The organism is Corynebacterium yonathiae (assembly GCF_027570195.1).
GTDB lineage: Bacteria > Actinomycetota > Actinomycetes > Mycobacteriales > Mycobacteriaceae > Corynebacterium > Corynebacterium yonathiae.
The window spans coordinates 1-17,977 of the sequence record NZ_JAKMUZ010000027.1; the positions used below are offsets into that span (position 1 = coordinate 1).

The window sequence follows — 17,977 nt, forward strand, 5'->3', positions numbered from 1 at the left end:
CGTATCGAATATTAGACATGCGGAAAATCCTCCAAGATTTCGTCCGCATCCCCTTTTGACCCTTAACCCCCAATTTTGTCTAGAGCGCCTTCTCTCGTCTCAGCCAGTGCGCTACCCGCAGCCCTCTTACCCTCTCGCGCCTTGTATCCTCCTCCCTTCTCCCAATACCCTCCCATTACCCCTCCCTTGGCGCTCACCATCGGCACACTATTCTCTCGGTAGTCACCTCCCCGTGAGCGCGAAGGGAGGGCGTAAGGGATGAGGGTGCTTGACCAATAAGGCCAATCATGCCGCGACAGCACAGACCTTCACACGAGCTACATTGCAAAGACGCTGGCATCAGTGTGCTCAAGCCCCCAGTTGTTCTACGCCGGGGTTTCTGAGTTGTCGGCGTGTCCAGGGGCACTTGCACCGACCTGCCAAAGCAACTACTTGGAACCACCGGTAAGGTCAGACCCGCCGGAAGAATCCGAGTCACCCTCCTCATGGGCAATGTCGGCACCGGAGGAGTTCATCCAAGAGCGCACAACCTTCTCTGCGCTGGCGTCTTTGGTTTCCATCTCTTCAACCATGTCAGAGATGTCTTTTTGAGTAATGAACTTGGTCAGGGAGGCCACCGCTTGGCGCTCTTCACGGTCGAAGAGATCGTCTTGGTAGAGCACCACAAAATTCTCTGGCAATTCGGGTTCGGCGTCCTCGCAGCCGCTAGCGCCGGAAGGCTCGACCGTGGAGGTATCCGTGGTCAAGCTAGACATGAGTGCAATGTGGGTGCGGGCCAGGTAATCCTCGCCGCCCGGTTCGGAGGCCTTCTGTGCTTTCTTGTAGTCCTTAGAAATTGCTCGTGCCTCACCGGGATTGAGAGCGCTAAGAAAAACCCCTGTGCAGCCGACATAGAAATTTCCGCCCGGATTCATGGAACGCCCGCCCTGGGTGTCTTGGAAGATCTCTTCCTTCACAATGGAAGCCTCACGGCCCTGCCCCATGAGTTCCTGGCGGAAAATCTCTGCAAGGACCAACTGGTCAGCCTCATTAGCATCCACCATGATGCCAATCGGCTCATGCTGCGGGCTCTGCGCAAAAGGGTTGGTATTGAATTGGGAGGAGCAGCCAGTAAGCAGCGTTGCGGTCAGCACCACACCGGCAATGGCGTGGGCGGGGCGGGCAAGGCTGCGCATAGCGATACTATTCTCCTTTGGGTCATCGGCGCTTGAGCGTCTAGCTGATTCTACACCGAGGGTGTGTTTACCTCCTGTTGCGGCGTGACTAAGATAGCAAGAGTTATGTCTAGCGTTATCACTGAATCCGCCGTACGCGAGGCGCTTTCCCGCGTCGAAGACCCCGAGATCGGCCGCCCCATCACCGAGCTCGACATGGTGAAATCTGTTTCTGTCACCGGCAATGATGTTGCCGTGGAAATCTATCTCACCATCGCTGGCTGCCCCATGAAGTCCACCATCGAGTCCAATACCCGCGCAGCGGTAGAGGATATCGAGGGCGTGGGAAACGTCATCGTGACGATGGAAGCCATGAGCGATGAGCAGCGCCGTGAGCTCAAAAAGAAGTTGCGCGGTGGTCAAGCCGAGCCGGAGATCCCCTTTGCCAAGCCGAGTTCTACTACCCGCGTCTTCGCGGTGGCCTCCGGTAAGGGTGGCGTGGGCAAGTCCTCGATGACCGTGAATCTTGCTGCGGCACTGGTACAAAAGGGCTTGAAGGTTGGCATTGTCGACGCCGATATTTACGGCCACTCCGTTCCTAACCTGCTAGGCTGCACCGACGGCCCAACTGTTCTCGATGATGAGATGCTGCTGCCACCGATTTCTCACGGCATTAAGCACATTTCCATCGGGCAGTTCGTAGAGGGCAATGCCCCGGTAGTTTGGCGCGGTCCGATGCTCCACCGGGCATTGCAGCAATTCCTAGCTGACGTCTTTTGGGGAGACCTCGACGTACTACTACTCGATCTGCCTCCGGGCACTGGCGACGTCGCCTTGTCCGTAGCCCAGCTCATTCCCAACGCGGAGCTGCTTATCGTCACCACCCCGCAGGCCGCGGCCGCCGAGGTAGCAGAGCGCGCGGGTTCCATCTCACAGCAGACTCGCCAGCGCGTAGCTGGCGTTATTGAGAACATGGGCGCCATGGTCATGCCGGATGGATCCACCATGGACGTATTCGGCACCGGGGGCGGCCAAATTGTGGCCGATCGCCTCGGCGTAATCCTGGGCCACGAGGTCCCGCTACTGGCATCCGTGCCGCTAGATCCCACCCTTCGCAGCGGCGGCGATGCGGGCACGCCAATCGTGATTGATTCGCCCGAGTCCCCCGCTGCCCAGCAAATTCAGGCCGTAGCCGATAAGCTGGCCATCCGCTCCGATTCCCTAGTGGGCAAGAACCTCAACTTGGGTGTGAATTAGCAGACTAGGTGACATCGCCCCACATGCCGCCGCCGGTGGATTCTTCCCCATCGCGTGGCGGCTTTTTCTCTGCCGCGGGCTGCTCCGTCGATTGCGGCTGCGGAGCTTCGGCACGCTGCTGCGACTGTGGTTGCGGCTGCTCGGCATAAACCTGGGAGTAGTCAAAGCTTGGGCGCTGCTGCGGCTGCTGTTCCGGCTCCTTTGGAGCGGTACTGCTCTTAATATCCTCTGCCATTTTCTGGGGGTTGAAGTCATCCCAGGCGGATTCGTCGCCGTCGAAAAGCGCCTTAGTGATAGCGCCCTTCGGACCCAAGCGCGTCCACTGTGCGGCTTGGGTTAACGGGCCGCGGATATCATCGAATTCCGAGGTAATAGAGCCCATTTCCCCATTGAGCTCCGCCTTGGCGTTGTTAATGGCCTTGCGTGCCGCATAGATGGCCGCGCGCACATCTTTAATCACTTCGGGCATACGCTCTGGGCCGATGACTATGATGCCCAAGATCACGATGACGAAAATCTCGGGCCAACCAATGGAAGAAAACACGCTTAAATACTAGTCCCTCACTCTTAGCCGCGCTGATTGTACTTGATTGCGCGAACCATCATCTCCACCTTGTCTAAGAAATCCTGCTGCGGTCGGTGCGCGGGCGTCGCAGCATCAGGCCCAGGTGCTACCCCCTCTGTGGCAATTCCCGCAAGCTTTGCCAATAAAGATTGCGGTGCCCTGACCGTCGCGGAATCCGCACAATGACGAACCCATTCCGAGGCATGGCGCTGCTGGTGCACATCCGCCCGGCACTCCGGGCAGTGCACTAGGTGGATGCGTACACGATGCATAAATTTCGGTTCCATCTCGCCGTCCACAAAAGCAACAACCGCCTCCGGTCCCAAATGTCCGATGGTGTCGCTGCGCCGTGCCCGAGCCTTCGCTTTATCGCGAGCCTTGGCCTGGGCGGTATCGAACCCACCGCGCACGCTGAGTGTGGACAAGGTCCGACGCCCCCGCAGTGAGTCCATCGACGCCCTCCTCCACTAGTTATTCGGCCTTCAGTGACACGGAAATTCTCCGCCTACAGCGGGAACTATGCAGTTTCTCTAAAGTTTAGCGCGTACGCAGCAGCATGCGGGTTTCCGCATTGGTTTGCGCCTCTTTTTCTAGCGCCGCACGCAATTGGGAACGGCCGCGGTGAATGCGTGAGCGCACCGTGCCCATCTTCACACCGAGGGTTTCTGCAATCTCGTCATAGCTCATGCCCACGACATCACACAGCACGACTGCCACACGGAAATCGGGAGCAAGACCGTCGAGCGCGGACTGCAGCGCTGGGTCCAAGTTGGCCACAGTATAGGCCTGCTCCGGCGTCATATCCGTGCCGGGAACACGCTCATAGTCCTCTGGCAAGGCCTCCATGCGAATCTTGGAGCGGTGACGCACCATATCCAAAAAGAGGTTCGTAGTAATTCGGTGCAGCCAGCCTTCGAAGGTTCCGGCCTGGTACTTATCTAGCGAGCGGAATACGCGCATAAAGGTCTCTTGTGTAAGGTCCTCCGCATCATGCTGATTGCCGGAGAGACGATAAGCCAAGCGGTAGACGCCATCGGCGTGCTCGGCCACGAGGTCACCCCAAGCGGGCATATCAGCTTCGCCGGCATCGAACGCCGCGGTCCCGGTCAGCTCCGCCTCAGAGTGGGAGGGCTGAAGGGATTTGGCATCGCGCTTCTTTGTTGTCATGCATGTCATTTTTCTACACTTCCAATCGAAACTCCAGTCACAGTGCTGATAGTTTCCTGTGAGTCCGTCACATCGGTCCCACCGATCACAACCTTGCTGGCTAGGCGCGTTTTTGCCACATCTGCGGACACTTTTCCCTATGTTTTATTATGTGACTACTACCGCATATGAAGCTCTGCGTTCTTATATCGAGACCACCAGCGATCCCTCCGCGGCCTTGCGTGGCGCGCGCGACCACGCCGATGAGTACGGTCTGCCGGTACCAGATGAATCGACCGGACAGCTACTGACTACTCTGACGGCCGCCTCCGCTGGTTCTACCGAACGCCCCCAAGCCGTGGCGATCACCCCTGCCGCTAACGTGGTGGGCCTCTACCTACTCGCTGGCATGCCCGATAGTGGCATCCTGACCTGCATCGACCCCGAAGCCGAGCACCAGCGCAGCGCTAAGACCGCCTTCCGTGAGGCCGGCTACGCGCCATCGCGCGGGCGCTTCTTGCCGTCGCGCCCGCTCGAGGTCATGGGCCGCTTAGCCAACGGCTCCTACCAGGTCATCTACGCGGATGTCGCCGCGCTCGAGCTGCCCGCCATCATCAAGGCCGCTTGGCCGCTGCTGCACCAGCACGGCACCTTGGTCTTGGCTAATTCTTTGCTCGATGGCACGCTTGCCGACGCCTCCCGTACCGACCGCGACACCGCCGCCGCCCGCGAAGCAGACGAGTACCTACGAGAAATCGAGGGTGCGAGCGTCACCCGCTTGCCGCTGGGTTCTGGGCTCACCCTCGTTACGAAGCTCTAGACCTTCTGGTTTTTGCCGACGACAACTACGCCGCCGTCAGAAACCTTGAAGCGCTCCTCATCGCGCTCGCGGTCCACACCGATAATCGCGCCATCACTAACGACGACGTTTTTATCAAGGATCGCGCGGCGCACCACCGCACCGCGCCCGATGCGCACGCCCGGCAAAATAACCGATCCTTCGACCGTAGCGCCGTCAGCCACATGGACATCAGACGCTAACACGGAATTGCGCACCGTACCGCCGGAGACGATGCACCCAGGTGCCACCATCGACGATTGCGCGATGCCGTTTTGCACGAACTTTGCCGGCGGGAAATTGGAATCATCCGTGGAGTGAATCGGCCAATTTCGGTTATAGAGATTGAAAATCGGGTGCACCGAAATCATGTCCATGTGCGCCTCGTAGAAGGAATCAATAGTTCCTACGTCACGCCAGTAGCCGTGGTCGCGCTCGGTCGATCCCGGCACTTCATTGGCCATGAAATCGTATACGTGCGCCTGCCCGCGCTCCACAAAATACGGGATAATATCGCCGCCCATATCGTGGGCGGAGTCCTCGTTCTTTTCGTCCTCCAAAAGGGCGTCGATAAGCGCCTGCGCCGTAAAGACATAGTTGCCCATCGACGCATAGCTCATATTCGGATCATCCGGAGTGGCCGGTGGGTCCGCAGGCTTTTCCACAAACTCCGTGATCGTGCCCATGCCATCGGCCTGGATGCAGCCAAACGCCGTTGCCTCCGATCGCGGCACACGAATGCCAGCCACCGAGCAATCCAACCCAGTAGCAATATGCTCTTCTACCATCTGCGCCGGATCCATGCGGTAGACGTGATCCGCGCCAAAGACGATGACGTAATCCGGATTCTCGTCATAAATCAGGTTAAGCGACTGCACAATAGCGTCTGCCGAACCGTTGTACCAGCGCTTACCGCGACGCTGTTGGGCTGGCACCGAGGCAATATACTGTGGCGTCGGCCCCGCCAAGTTCCACGCCTGGGAAATATGGCGGTCCAAAGAATGGGACTTGTACTGGGTCAGCACCGCAATCTTGAGGTAGCCAGCGTTGACCAGATTGGATAGGACAAAGTCAATAAGGCGGTAGGAACCGCCAAAGGGAACGGCGGGTTTTGCGCGGTCTTCGGTCAAGGGAAAAAGGCGCTTTCCCTCGCCGCCGGCAAGGACAATGGCTAGGACATTTGGCAGGCTTCTCACGTTTTCAAACCTAACTGCAAATCCCACATTTCGCAGCAGAAATATGCACATTTCTCCCCCCGTTCCTGATTTCTGCACGCGGCACCAGAGATACGTATTCTGGGTGGGCATGAGAGCCGGAATCTTTTCCAAAGAATACCCGCCGGAAATCTACGGCGGGGCCGGAGTTCACGTAGCTGAACTCACCCGTTTCATGCGCGATATCATCGATGTCTCCGTGCACTGCATGGGCTCCCCGCGCGAAGAAAAAGACGTATTTGTCCACGGCGTGGACCCCGCACTCGAGGGGGCCAACGGCGCACTGCAGACCTTATCCACCGGTCTGCGCATGGCCAATGCCGCCCCCGATATCGACATCGCACACTCCCACACCTGGTACACGGGTCTCGCCGGCCACCTTTCTGCTCGGCTTTATGATATTCCGCATGTGGTCACCGCCCACTCACTGGAGCCCCACCGCCCGTGGAAGCGGGAGCAGCTAGGCGGCGGCTATGATGTGTCCTCCTGGTCCGAAAAGAACGCCATGGAATATGCCGACGCCGTTATCGCCGTCTCCGCCGGCATGAAGAACTCCATCCTCGATGCCTACCCGCGCATCGACGCCTCCAAGGTCCACGTCGTCCTCAATGGTATCGACACCGAACTTTGGCAGCCGCGAGAGGGAGATGTTCTGGACAAACTGGGCGTGGATAAGCAGCGCCCCATCGCCGCCTTCGTCGGCCGTATCACCCGTCAAAAAGGCGTAAAACACCTCCTGCAGGCGGCGCAGCAATTCGACCCGGATATCCAGTTGGTCCTGTGCGCCGGCGCGCCCGATACGCCCGAAATCGCGGCGGAGACCGAGGCACTGGTAGACGAACTGCGCTCCCAGCGCGATGGCGTTTTCTGGGTCAAGGACATGCTCCCACGCGACGAAGTTCAGCAGATCTACTCCGGCGCCGATGTTTTCGTCTGCCCATCTATCTACGAGCCGCTCGGCATCGTAAACCTGGAAGCAATGGCCTGTGGCACGGCGGTCGTTGCCTCCGATGTCGGCGGCATTCCGGAGGTCGTGGTTGACGGTGAGACTGGCGTCCTGGTGCATTACGACGCCGCCGATATCACCGCTTTCGAGACCGACCTCGCCGCCGCCGTCAATAACGTAGCCGCTGATAAGGCCCGCGCTATCGATTTCGGCCGCGCCGGCCGCGAGCGCGCCATCCGCGATTTCTCCTGGGCTACTATTGCCGCCCAGACCGTCGATATCTACCGCAGCCTAATCTAAGGAAGGATAGCCGTGACAACTCACCGCCCCGAACTGCATTTTGTCCCAGAAGACGGCGTCCTCGACGCCCCCGCCGGTATCCTACGCGACGGCGATACCTGGCACCTGTTCTACCAGTACCGTCCGACCGCGGATTCCCCCGCACGCTGGGGACACACCTACTCCGAGGAAACGCCTTTTGACTGGCTAGACTGCGACGATGTCCTTGCGCCCGTCGGCGGCGAGCTTTCCTTACGCGCCGGTTCCGTAGCCCAAGGCCCTGAAGATATCCACCTCTACTTCACCTCTGTGACCGCCGCCGGCATCGCCGTCCACCTAGCTCGCTATGCCGATGTGGACGAAATCTGCGAGGTTTCCGATGATCCACAAGCCCTCGACCCCAATGTCGTGCGCTTTGGCGAGGTCGTAGGCAATACTCGCAACTTTGATCACTTCCGCTCGCCCTCCGTCGTGCCCGACTGGGCCTCCGAGGACCGCGACGACGGCCATGACGGTTGGCTCATGTTGGCGTTAACCGGCCACTCCGATGCGCCTCTTCCTGTCATTCTTGAATCCGCCGATGGCGTGTCCTGGCGCCTGCGCGGCGGTCTCAAGTTCGAGGGCGCCCCTGGCTTCCTCGAGGGCGAGGTTCCCGCTACCTCGCCCATCCCGCCGGTCGTGTCCCCGCGCCTAGTCCGCCTGCGCGATGAGGTAGACGGCAATATCTACGACGTACTCTTTGTCACCCTGGAGCGCGGCGGCCGCGATGTGTCCGGCTACCTCGTCGGCCGACTCGAAGGCACCACCTTCACCGTGATCTCAGGCTTCCGCCGCGTGGACTTTGGCCACGATTTCTCCCGCCCGCGCAATACCAACACCACCACCGGCACGCTTACCCCAGAGCAGCGCTACGAGCGCGCCGTCATCGTCGGCCTCCTCAACGGCAACGGCCGCGGTGACGACGCGACCAAGCATGCCTCCTGGGAAGCCGAAGGGTGGGCCAATGCCCTATCCCTGCCCCGCCGGGTCACCCTAGAGGGCGGCGTCCTCTACCAAGCACCCGCCCGTGGCTTGCCCGATGCCGTCAAACTCTCGGACTACGCCCGCTCGTGGACCGGCGTCATGGAGGTGCCCTCCGGCTCCTGCGTTACCGTCACGCTTCTCGACGGCGCCGGTGACCCCGCCGCCACCATCTGCCACTCCGGCGATGACATCAGCCTCGATCGCTCCATGAATAAGGCCTTTGATCACTGTTTCGCCGATTCCGAGCCCGCCTCCGCCGCGCTCGCCGAAGGCGACTCCGACACCCTCACCATCATCCAAGATGGTTCCACGGTTGAGGTATTCGTCGACGGCGGTCTCATCGCCATGGCCTCCCGCGTCTACTTCGAGGGCGGCTGCTCCGGCCTGCGAGTCGAGACAACGGGCAATGCCGTCATCGAGCAGGACTGGCAGCGCTCCGGCTCCAAGCTCTAAACGCAGCTTCGTATATCCCCTCGCGAGGCCCATCTGGCCCCGCCCCTCTCCCCCGCCCTTCGCGCTCACCGGGAGGGGCTGGGGCGTCGGAAAGCGGGTGCTGGTGAGCGCCAAGAGCGAAGAATCTCCCCTCGCGCTCACCGGGAAGAAAAAAGAACCGCCCATGCGCTGCTGGTGAGCGCGAAGGGCGGAGGATGCGGACCGGCCGCTGAGCTACACTGCGCGGAGGCGATCCAAACGGGCGCGAGCAGTGACCGTAAGCGTCGGTGGCAGTGCGGCCATGCGTTCAGCGAGTTCGCCGGCGCTAATGTGACGCGCGGACGGGCTCATCCCAACCTGCGCGGCAACGGAGGCCTTATCGAGCTCGATGGGGAACGAGATATCAACCGGATCGGCCGCCTGCTCGAGGTAGCCCTCGGCTTGCTCGTACATGCGCTCCACCTTGCCTTCTTCCACGCCGAGGATGCCGAGGGGCTCGCGGAGTTCGTCAAGGTGTCCGGCACCGGGGGTCAAGACGATGACCTGACCGCTCGGGGCGAGTACGCGCTGGAACTCGGCAGGGTTACGCGGGGCGAAGACAACGGAAATGGCGTCGACGGACTCATCCCGAATCGGCAGGCGTTCCCACACATCGGCCACTACAGCGCCGACACGTGGGTGACACTTAGCCAAGTGCTTTGCAGCGTGCGGGGAAATGTCGAGGCCCACGCCGCGGGCGTCCGCGATGGAGTCGAGAGTATGGGCCAAGTAATAGCCGGTACCTGCACCCACCTCGAGGAGGGAGGCTGGTGTGGCCTCGGCCAAGGAGGCAGAATCCAAGGCATCTTGGACTGCTCCTGTCACGGCCTCTACAAAGGGAGCGAAGTGGCCCATAGCCAGATAGGTCTCGCGGGCGTTGACCATGTCCATGTCATCACCCTTGTGCTTGAGCCCAGCACCAGCTGCGAGGGTGACGTATCCCTGCTTGGCCACATCAAAAGAGTGGCCGGATTCCGAAACAAGGCGAGAGAAATCATCGGCACCAGAAAGCGCGGTGCCGTCATTAGGATCGGCCAGAATGTCGACGATATGAGAAAGCATGTACCTAGACTAGCTAGAAACCTCGGTCAACAGGGAACCCAGCTCTGCGGCCTCGTCCTTGCTCAGCTCGATGACGATGCGTCCGCCACCATCAGAGGGGATGCGCATGACGATTTTGCGAGACTCCTCTACTGCTTCCATTTCTCCGCCCGTGGTGCGCGGCTTCATTGCTGCCATAGTGAGTCTCCTTTAGTTAACTTCTTTTCCTTCCACCTTAGACCTTTTCGGCGCGGAAGATAGTTCTTCTTCCAGTTGGGTGAGAAGATCATCGACCTGGTCTTGGCGGTACCCACGGGGAACTACTTCGAATTTCACCTGGTCAAAGCAACCTTTGCGGATGGCAGCGCGGTTATTCTCGCGCACATTCTCCGGCTCGTCGAGCGGGTGCATGACCTCACCGCGGCCGAAGATCGATCCCCATACCCAGGTGCCAATGACGGTCAGGGCGATAAGGACAAGGAGGAGCATAATCCAAGACAGCATGGCTTAAACCATACCTTTTAGCGGCGGGCGTTGAGCAACAGGCGCGATGACCCCGGCGCGGGCGAGTAACGTGCGCGCAACCACCTCGGCCATCGGTGCCAGCTCGTGTAGTGGCCGGTTGCGGTGCACCCGTGTGCCCAAGTCCACTTGCGCGACTGTGCCCCGCTTGCCGACGTCCACCAATAGTCCCGCTTCCACCCCATACCCCTCCACAAAGGGCAGGGTGAGGGCGGTAGTGCGACGCAGGGCGTATTCGCCCCCAAGGGGCTGATCAACGTGGGCGAGTTCGGGGAAGAATTGCTTGATGAGCGGCTTGGCGGTCAGCTCAGTCACGCGGCCGCCGCCGGTGGGCTGGCCGTTGAGGCTGCGGCGGTAGCGGGCCTTGACCATCTCCACTGCGGGATCGGCAAAGGGATTGGCCAGTGCAGTGACCATGCCGGGCGCGGCGGATTCAAGATCCGCGTCAACAAACACAACAATGTCTCCCTTCGCCGCGGCGACCCCGCGCCATAGGGATTCTCCCTTCCCGGGACGCGGCTCCTCCGGGAGTATTTCGCGCCAATTATGTACGTCAGCCCCGGCTGCGGCAGCGCGGGAGGCGGTGGCGTCTGAGGAGTCGGCGTCGATTACCAGCACCTCAAGCGGATTATCGGCAAGGCAGGCCCGCACGACCTCCGCAACGGTGTTCTCCTCATTGAGGGCTGGAATGATGACCGAGACACTCATGCTAGGCCTCGCGTGGTCGCTAGCGGGGGCACCTCACCTTGAATGGCGGCGGTCATGCGGATGACATCGGCGGTTTCTGCTACCTCGTGGACGCGGAAGGCGGCCACTCCGCGCGCAGCGGACCACGCGGTGGCGGCTAAAGTACCGGCAACGCGCTCACCAACACCGCGGTCTAGCGTCTCGCCCACAAAATCCTTATTGGATAGCGCCATGAGCACCGGCCAGCCGGTGGCCACGACCTCGTCGATGCGCCGCAAGAGCTCGAGACCGTGGAAGGTGTTCTTGCCAAAGTCATGGGTCGGATCAATGAAGGTCAGGTCCTCCGGGCAACCGAGAGCGGCGGCGTGCTCGGCCAGCTGGGTGGTTTCTGCGATGACATCGGCCACCACATCATCAAAATGGACGCGGTGTGGCCGGGTGCGCGGGGTGATACCACCGGTGTGCGAGCAGACGTAGCCCACGCGGTGGTGTCCGGCAACCTCGATGAGCTGGGGATCCCAACCCGCCCAGGTGTCATTGACCAGCCCGGCACCGGCAGCAATGGCCGCCTCTGCCACCTCGCTGCGCCAAGTATCGACGGAAATGAGGACATTTGGGTGACGCTCATGCACCTTCGCAATGGTCGGCACGACGCGATCGATTTCCTCCGCCGCGTCCACGGCCTTACCGGGTCCGGCCTTAACGCCGCCAATGTCAACGATGGAAGCACCTGCCGCGATCACCTCATCGCAACGGCGCAGCGCCGGGTCAAGGTCGTAGGTTGCTCCCTTGTCATAGAAGGAATCCGGGGTGCGATTGACAATCGCCATCACGCGCGCGAGGCTCAACGCGGCTCCCTAATGCGCTTATCGCTCATTACTTGGTGGCGCTGGATGATGTGGGCGAGGGCCTCTTCAGGGTCGTCGGTAAGCAAGAAAAGCTCCCGGTCCTTTGCGTTGATATAGCCGTTAGCAGCGAGGGTATTTTCCATCCACTCCAGCAGGCCGGACCAGTACTCGGTCCCCATGAGCACAATGGGGTAATTGGTCACCTTGCCGGTCTGGACCATGCACATGACCTCGAAAAACTCGTCCATCGTGCCCATGCCGCCGGGCAGGCAAATGAAGGCCTGCGAATACTTCAAGAACATGGTCTTGCGGGCAAAGAAGTAGCGGAAGTTCAAGCCTAGGTCAACGTATTCATTAAGCCCTTGCTCATGGGGCAGTTCAATGCCTAGGCCCACGGAAAGCCCGCCGGCCTCGTGGGCGCCGCGGTTGGCTGCTTCCATGATGCCGGGGCCGCCGCCAGTGATTACGGCATAGGAGTGCTCTGCTAACTTGCGGCCCACCTCAACTCCCAGCTGGTAGCTTGCGTCCTCTGGGGTGGTGCGCGCAGAGCCGAAGACAGTGACGGCCTTCGGCAGCTTGGATAGCGCATCAAAACCGGCGACGAATTCGCCTTGGATGCGCAGCACGCGCCAGGGATCGGCATGCTGCCACTCGTGATCCGCGCCGGACTCTAGGAGCCGCTGGTCAAAGGTAGAGGTCTGCTCGCCTTCGGTGCGCAACAACATCGGGCCGCGCAAGGTGCGCATCTGCTCAGGAGTCATGGTCTATCCCTTCAGGTAGTTCAAGAGGGCGGTAGATACTTCGGTGATCTGCGCAGTGGGGACTTGTTCGTCCTTCTTATGCGCAAATCCTGGGTCACCGGCGCCGAAATTCACGGCCGGAGTACCCATCTCGGAAAAGCGGGCGACGTCGGTCCAGCCATACTTGGCGCGGACGTTGCCCCCGACGGCGTCGATAAGAGCCTTGGCTGCTGGCTGACCCAGACCAGGTTGGGCGGCCGGGGCGATGTCATCGATTTCGATGGTGACGTCTTCTTCCTCGCCGATGATGGACTTCATGTACTCCAGCGCCTCGTCACTCGTGCGGTCCGGAGCGAAGCGGAAATTCACAAACATCCACGCCTCATCTGGCAGCGTATTAGTGGCCACGCCCGATTCCAGGTGAACGATATTGAGCCCCTCGCGGTAGGTGCAGCCATCAATAGTGACATCGCGAGACTCATAGGCAGCGATGCGGGTCATAATCGGCGCGAGCTTATGCGCAGCATTGGATCCGAGCCACGCGCGGGCCGAATGCGCGCGGGTGCCGTGCGCGGTAACGCGCAGACGAATGGACCCCTGGCATCCCGCCTCCACCATGGCACCGGAGGGCTCGCCCAGCAGCGCGAAGTCACCTTCAAGCCACTCCGGATGTTCCTTTTGCAGGTGGCCCAAGCCATTAAATTCAGTGGCTACCTCTTCGCCCTCATAGGCGATGACGGTGAGGTCATGTTTCAGCTCATTTGCTTCGTGCAGCTGCGCAAAGGCATTAAGGTAGACGGCCATGCCAGACTTCATGTCTACGGTGCCGCAGCCCCACATAATCTCCGCCCCGTCTTCAGAGCTTTCCATGTGATGCGGTACATTTTCTGCCAACGGAACGGTATCAATGTGGCCGGCGAGCACCACGCGGGAATCCAGCCCGCGGTTCGTGCGGGCACACACGGTATTGCCGTAGCGGGCAACCTCGACGTCCAAACCGCGCAGCGCTTCTTCGATGGCGTCTGCGATGGCTTCCTCATGATGGGAGGGGCTCGGAATATCTACGAGCGCCTTGGTCAATTCGATGGGGTCTGCATAAAGATCTAAAGTCACAAAGCGCCATGCTAGCGCTCCGCGCAGCTCACCGCATTGTGTAAAGTTCACTTCACTGCAAATAATTCGTCCTTCCTAAGGTGATAACAATGGCCGAAGCCACTCAATTGAAATCCCGTCATCTCACGATGATGGGCCTTGGCTCCGCCGTGGGCGCCGGTCTCTTCCTCGGCGTGGGCCTCGGCATCCAGATCTCCGGCACCTCCGTGCTCATCTCCTATGCCGTAGCCGGCGCGCTCATCGCCCTGGTGATGTGGATGCTCGGTGAGATGGCCGCCGCCCGCCCCTCTTTGGGGTCATTTTCCACCTACGCCGGTCAGGCCTATGGGCACTGGGCGCGCTTTACCATGGGGTGGATCTTCTGGTTCATGCTGATCATGGTCATGGGTGCCGAAATCACCGGCGCGGCCGCCATCATTTCCAACTGGTTCGATATTGCCCCGTGGATTCCAGCGCTTATTGCCGTAGCATTCTTCGCGGTGGTCAACTTCGCGGCCGTCGGCGGCTTTGGCGAATTCGAGTTCTGGTTCGCCATCATTAAGGTCGGCGTCATCGTTGCCTTCCTCGTTGTTGGCGCACTCATGGCGCTGGGCATCCTGCCCGGCATGGATCTCTCCCTGGCCGGAACCAATTTAACCGATAACTTTCTGCCTAATGGCATGCCAGGTTTCGCCGCCGGATTGCTGGCCGTTGCCTTCGCCTTCGGAGGCATCGAGCTGGTCACCATCGCGGCGGCCGAATCCGAGGACCCAGCGCACAACGTGGCCACCGCGGTACGCGCCATCATCGTGCGCATCATGATCTTCTACATCGGCTCCATCGTGGTTATCACTATGGCACTGCCGTTTAGCTCCATCCAGGACGCCGATGTCGCCGCCGATTCCCCCTTTACCCTGGTACTCGCTGCCGCCAAGATTCCCTTTGCGGCCGGCTTCATGGAGGCCATTATTGCCTTAGCGCTACTGTCTGCCTTCAACGCGCAGATTTACGCCACCTCCCGTTTGGTCTTCGATATGGCCAAGGACCACTGCGCCCCCGCGTTCTTCCTCAAGCAAAATCGCGCGGGCTCCCCCATCAACGCGGTCATTTTGTCCATGGTCTTTGCCTTCGCTTCGGTAGGCCTGCAGTTCTGGAACCCACCGGGGCTCCTAGCATTTCTCTTCAATGCAGTGGGCGGGTGCCTGCTGGTCATCTGGTTTTTCATCGTGGCTTCCTTTATCAAGCTACATCCCATAATGCGCGAAAATGGCGAGTTGACCGAACTGCGCGTGCCTGGATTCCCCTGGCTGCCGTGGGTCACGGCCGCGGCCTTGGGTGGACTCACCCTGCTCATGCTCTTTGACCCGGCTGCACGCAACCAGGTCGTCTCGGTTCTGATCCTCGCTGCAGTCCTCATAATCTTGTCCTTTGTGCTTCCCACCGGCCAGCGCGCAGGAGCGCCGAAGTAGTTGCTAAGCTAGCGGGCATGACTTCTGCATCCGCACGCGGCCTGGCAACCATTACCCATGACGGCACCGTCTTGGACGTATGGTTCCCGGCCGTATACACCGATAAAAACGTAGAGACCACCGGGACCAAGCGCTTGGAGGAGGACCCCCAGCAGTTCTCGGCACTAGCCGGCCCGGACGAGGAGCGCGGCGTGGCCCGCGTCGCCGTGGAGACCACCATTAAGGATCTGGATGATGCCCCCGTCGATACCTACGATGCTTACCTGCGCCTGCACCTCCTCTCCCACCGCGCTGTCAAGCCGCACGGCCTGAATATGGATGGCATCTTCGGCCACCTCAATAACGTGGTGTGGACCAACTATGGCCCGTGCGCCGTCTCCGATTTCCAGATGGTGCGCGGCCGCCTCGCCTCCCGCGGTCCGGTCGTTGTCTACTCAGTAGACAAGTTCCCGCGCATGGTGGACTACGTTGTACCGTCCGGCGTCCGCATCGGTGACGCGGACCGCGTGCGCCTAGGCGCTCACCTGGCTGAGGGCACCACCGTCATGCACGAAGGCTTCGTCAACTTCAATGCTGGCACCCTTGGCGCCTCGATGGTGGAAGGCCGCATCTCCGCAGGCGTCGTCGTGGGCGATGGCTCTGATATCGGCGGCGGCGCATCCATCATGGGTACCCTGTCTGGCGGCGGCAAGGAGGTCATTTCCATCGGCGAGCGCTGCCTGCTCGGCGCCAACTCCGGTATCGGCATTTCGCTTGGCGACGACGCCGTGGTCGAAGCCGGCCTCTACGTCACCGCCGGCACCAAAGTGGCCGTCTTTGGCAAGGTTGCGGAAGCACTGGGCGTCGACAATGGCGAAAGCGTCAAGGGCTCCCAGCTCTCCGGCGCCTCCGGCATGTTGCTGCGCCGCAACTCCGTCTCCGGGGCGGTCGAGGCCGTGGAGTGGAAGTCCGAGGCCGTCGCGCTTAACGACGAGCTGCACAAGAATTAATACCCCCGATTCCTATAGACCAATCGGGCAAAATAAGATGGAGGGGTGACTGATAACTCCTCCACCCTCGGTTCTGGTCTGAAGGTCCGCCACCTGACGATGATGGGGCTAGGCTCCACCATCGGTGCCGGACTTTTCTTGGGCACCGGCGTCGGCATTTCCGCCGCCGGCCCCGCCGTGCTCCTCGCCTACGTCATCGCTGGCTTTCTTGCCATTTTGGTGATGCAGATGCTGGGCGAGATGGGCACCGTTATCCCCGCCTCCGGCTCCTTTTCCGAATACGCCGAACACGGCATCGGCCGCTGGGCGGGCTTTACCCAGGGCTGGATTTATTGGCTAGCCACCGTCGCCGTCCTTGGCGCCGAAATCACCGGCGCGGCCGGCTTTATTGGCTCTTGGTTCAACGTCTCGCCGTGGATCCCCGCCGCCGTTTGCGTGGTCCTCTTCGGCATCATCAACCTGCTGCGCGTGCGCAGCTTCGGCGAATTCGAGTATTGGTTCGCCCTCATCAAGGTCATCGTAATCGTGGCCTTTCTCATTATCGGCGCGCTGCTCATCCTAGGCCTTCTGCCCGGTCATTCCTTCATCGGCACCTCCGTCTTCCTAGAGGACGGCTTCATGCCTAATGGCCTCGGCGGCGTCGCGGCCGGCCTGCTCGCAGTAGCCTTCGCCTTCGGCGGCATCGAGGTCGTCGCCATCGCGTCCGCCGAATCCGAAGACCCAGAAAAATCCCTGGTCAACGCCGTGCGTTCCACCATCTTGCGCATCTCCGTGTTCTACCTGGGCTCCGTTATCGTCATCACGTTCCTTCTGCCTTATTCCATCTTGGGCGATGCCTCCACGGCCGCGGAATCGCCCTTTACCATGGTCCTCGAGCGCGCCGGCATCCCGGGCGCGGCCGGCATCATGGAGGTCGTTATCGTCCTTGCGTTGCTTTCCGCTTTCAACTCCCAGATCTACGCCTCCTCTCGCATGATGCACTCGCTGGCCTCCCGCGGCGAGGCCCCGCGCATCTTCACCACCACCAATAAGGACGGCGTACCCGCCACCGCTATCGCCCTCTCGGTCCTCCTCTCGGCCGTGATGGTAGTGCTTAACTACGCCGATACCGGCTGGCTCCTTACGTTCATGCTTAACGCCGCCGGTGCCTCCCTGCTCATCGTGTGGGTGCTTATCGCCGTCAGCCAGTTGCGCTTGCGTCGCCAACTCGAGGCTCTTCATCCCCTACCCATCCGCATGTGGGCCTATCCTTACCTCACCTGGTTCGCCCTCGCTCTCTTTGCAGGCATTGCGGTGCTCATGCTTTCCGACGCCACCGCCCGCACCCAACTCTTCTCCGCCGCCGCTATGTTCGCGGTTCTCGCCGTCGCCGGTGTCATCAATGCCAAGGTTCGCGGCATTAACCCCACCTCCACCCTGCCGCTGACTTAGGCCCCACCCCGCTCCTCCCCGCGTCCCCGCCGTCCCTGCCACTCTCCGCCCTTCGCGCTCACCGGCACGCGGAGGGGCATCTCTTTTCCTCTTCCGCTGAGCGCGAGGGGCGCGTTGTCCGATGCTCCGCCCGCCGCGCTCACGGGGAAACATATGGAGGCGTCGGAAAGCTCTGCCGGTGAGCGCCAAGGGCATGGATTTTCTACCGCTCCCCTTCGCGCTCACCGTGAACGGGGATCAGCGCAAAAGCAATCCGCCGGTGGGC

Annotated in this window: 19 protein-coding genes; 7 read left to right on the forward strand and 12 right to left on the reverse strand. The window is 60.8% G+C overall.

The genetic code is table 11. The features are described from left to right. Positions 1 to 428: 428 nt before the first annotated feature. Complete coding sequence (locus L8V22_RS11150) at positions 429 to 1,175, reverse strand: hypothetical protein (protein ID WP_238802208.1); 747 nt, start codon at positions 1,173 to 1,175, stop codon at positions 429 to 431. A 105-nt stretch (positions 1,176 to 1,280) separates the two neighbouring features. Between L8V22_RS11150 and L8V22_RS11155 the strand changes: the two genes are divergently transcribed. Continuing rightward, positions 1,281 to 2,411 carry an Mrp/NBP35 family ATP-binding protein gene (locus L8V22_RS11155; protein WP_238802207.1) on the forward strand — a complete coding sequence of 377 codons (1,131 nt, stop codon included), beginning with the start codon at positions 1,281 to 1,283 and terminating at the stop codon, positions 2,409 to 2,411. A 4-nt stretch (positions 2,412 to 2,415) separates the two neighbouring features. Here L8V22_RS11155 and L8V22_RS11160 read toward each other — a convergent pair whose 3' ends face one another. The 3 genes from L8V22_RS11160 to sigE all read right to left on the reverse strand — a co-directional run bounded on the left by L8V22_RS11160 (position 2,416) and on the right by sigE (position 4,143). Continuing rightward, positions 2,416 to 2,955: a twin-arginine translocase TatA/TatE family subunit gene (locus tag L8V22_RS11160; RefSeq protein ID WP_238802206.1), complete on the reverse strand. Its 540-nt coding sequence runs from the start codon at positions 2,953 to 2,955 to the stop codon at positions 2,416 to 2,418. A 23-nt stretch (positions 2,956 to 2,978) separates the two neighbouring features. Then, the gene (locus L8V22_RS11165; protein WP_238802205.1) at positions 2,979 to 3,428 is read right to left on the reverse strand and encodes an anti-sigma factor family protein; all 450 of its coding nucleotides are present in this window, start codon (positions 3,426 to 3,428) and stop codon (positions 2,979 to 2,981) included. Positions 3,429 to 3,513: 85 nt separating this feature from the next. After that, positions 3,514 to 4,143 carry an RNA polymerase sigma factor SigE gene (sigE, locus tag L8V22_RS11170; protein WP_238802204.1) on the reverse strand — a complete coding sequence of 210 codons (630 nt, stop codon included), beginning with the start codon at positions 4,141 to 4,143 and terminating at the stop codon, positions 3,514 to 3,516. A 151-nt stretch (positions 4,144 to 4,294) separates the two neighbouring features. Between sigE and L8V22_RS11175 the strand changes: the two genes are divergently transcribed. Next, on the forward strand, positions 4,295 to 4,942 hold the full coding sequence (locus L8V22_RS11175; protein WP_238802203.1) for an O-methyltransferase: 648 nt from the start codon (positions 4,295 to 4,297) through the stop codon (positions 4,940 to 4,942). Here L8V22_RS11175 and glgC read toward each other — a convergent pair. Next, positions 4,939 to 6,156, reverse strand: coding sequence for a glucose-1-phosphate adenylyltransferase (glgC, locus tag L8V22_RS11180; protein WP_040425050.1), 1,218 nt, complete (start codon positions 6,154 to 6,156; stop codon positions 4,939 to 4,941). The two genes, L8V22_RS11175 and glgC, sit on opposite strands and share 4 nt — an antisense overlap. A 109-nt stretch (positions 6,157 to 6,265) precedes the next feature. Between glgC and glgA the strand changes: the two genes are divergently transcribed. Then, positions 6,266 to 7,420 carry a glycogen synthase gene (glgA, locus tag L8V22_RS11185; protein ID WP_238802202.1) on the forward strand — a complete coding sequence of 385 codons (1,155 nt, stop codon included), beginning with the start codon at positions 6,266 to 6,268 and terminating at the stop codon, positions 7,418 to 7,420. A 12-nt stretch (positions 7,421 to 7,432) separates the two neighbouring features. Then, positions 7,433 to 8,875: a GH32 C-terminal domain-containing protein gene (locus L8V22_RS11190; RefSeq protein ID WP_238802201.1), complete on the forward strand. Its 1,443-nt coding sequence runs from the start codon at positions 7,433 to 7,435 to the stop codon at positions 8,873 to 8,875. Positions 8,876 to 9,088: 213 nt separating this feature from the next. Here L8V22_RS11190 and L8V22_RS11195 read toward each other — a convergent pair whose 3' ends face one another. The 7 genes from L8V22_RS11195 to dapE are packed head-to-tail and all read right to left on the reverse strand — an operon-like array spanning position 9,089 to position 13,844. Then, a complete protein-coding gene (locus L8V22_RS11195; protein ID WP_238802200.1) occupies positions 9,089 to 9,955 on the reverse strand; it encodes a methyltransferase domain-containing protein in 867 nt (288 codons plus the stop codon). A 9-nt stretch (positions 9,956 to 9,964) separates the two neighbouring features. Beyond that, on the reverse strand, positions 9,965 to 10,132 hold the full coding sequence (locus L8V22_RS11200) for a DUF3117 domain-containing protein (protein ID WP_005323535.1): 168 nt from the start codon (positions 10,130 to 10,132) through the stop codon (positions 9,965 to 9,967). A gap of 12 nt (positions 10,133 to 10,144) precedes the next feature. Next, positions 10,145 to 10,438, reverse strand: coding sequence for a DivIVA domain-containing protein (locus tag L8V22_RS11205; protein WP_238802199.1), 294 nt, complete (start codon positions 10,436 to 10,438; stop codon positions 10,145 to 10,147). Between the two features lie 3 nt (positions 10,439 to 10,441). After that, the gene (locus L8V22_RS11210; protein ID WP_238802198.1) at positions 10,442 to 11,164 is read right to left on the reverse strand and encodes a glucosyl-3-phosphoglycerate synthase; all 723 of its coding nucleotides are present in this window, start codon (positions 11,162 to 11,164) and stop codon (positions 10,442 to 10,444) included. Then, the gene (gene folP, locus L8V22_RS11215; RefSeq protein WP_238802210.1) at positions 11,161 to 11,973 is read right to left on the reverse strand and encodes a dihydropteroate synthase; all 813 of its coding nucleotides are present in this window, start codon (positions 11,971 to 11,973) and stop codon (positions 11,161 to 11,163) included. The genes L8V22_RS11210 and folP overlap by 4 nt, the downstream gene beginning before the upstream one ends. A 14-nt stretch (positions 11,974 to 11,987) precedes the next feature. Beyond that, positions 11,988 to 12,752, reverse strand: a complete 765-nt coding sequence (locus L8V22_RS11220; protein WP_238802197.1) for an LOG family protein — start codon at positions 12,750 to 12,752, stop codon at positions 11,988 to 11,990. A 3-nt stretch (positions 12,753 to 12,755) separates the two neighbouring features. Further along, on the reverse strand, positions 12,756 to 13,844 hold the full coding sequence (dapE, locus tag L8V22_RS11225; protein WP_238802196.1) for a succinyl-diaminopimelate desuccinylase: 1,089 nt from the start codon (positions 13,842 to 13,844) through the stop codon (positions 12,756 to 12,758). Positions 13,845 to 13,933: 89 nt separating this feature from the next. Here dapE and L8V22_RS11230 point away from each other — a divergent pair, with 89 nt between their 5' ends. From L8V22_RS11230 to L8V22_RS11240, 3 genes are all read left to right on the forward strand, one after another. Continuing rightward, positions 13,934 to 15,292, forward strand: coding sequence for an amino acid permease (locus L8V22_RS11230; RefSeq protein ID WP_238802195.1), 1,359 nt, complete (start codon positions 13,934 to 13,936; stop codon positions 15,290 to 15,292). A 17-nt stretch (positions 15,293 to 15,309) separates the two neighbouring features. After that, positions 15,310 to 16,281, forward strand: a complete 972-nt coding sequence (gene dapD / locus L8V22_RS11235; protein WP_238802194.1) for a 2,3,4,5-tetrahydropyridine-2,6-dicarboxylate N-succinyltransferase — start codon at positions 15,310 to 15,312, stop codon at positions 16,279 to 16,281. 99 nt (positions 16,282 to 16,380) lie between these two features. After that, the gene (locus L8V22_RS11240; protein ID WP_238802209.1) at positions 16,381 to 17,712 is read left to right on the forward strand and encodes an amino acid permease; all 1,332 of its coding nucleotides are present in this window, start codon (positions 16,381 to 16,383) and stop codon (positions 17,710 to 17,712) included. The last annotated feature ends 265 nt before the right edge of the window (positions 17,713 to 17,977 follow it).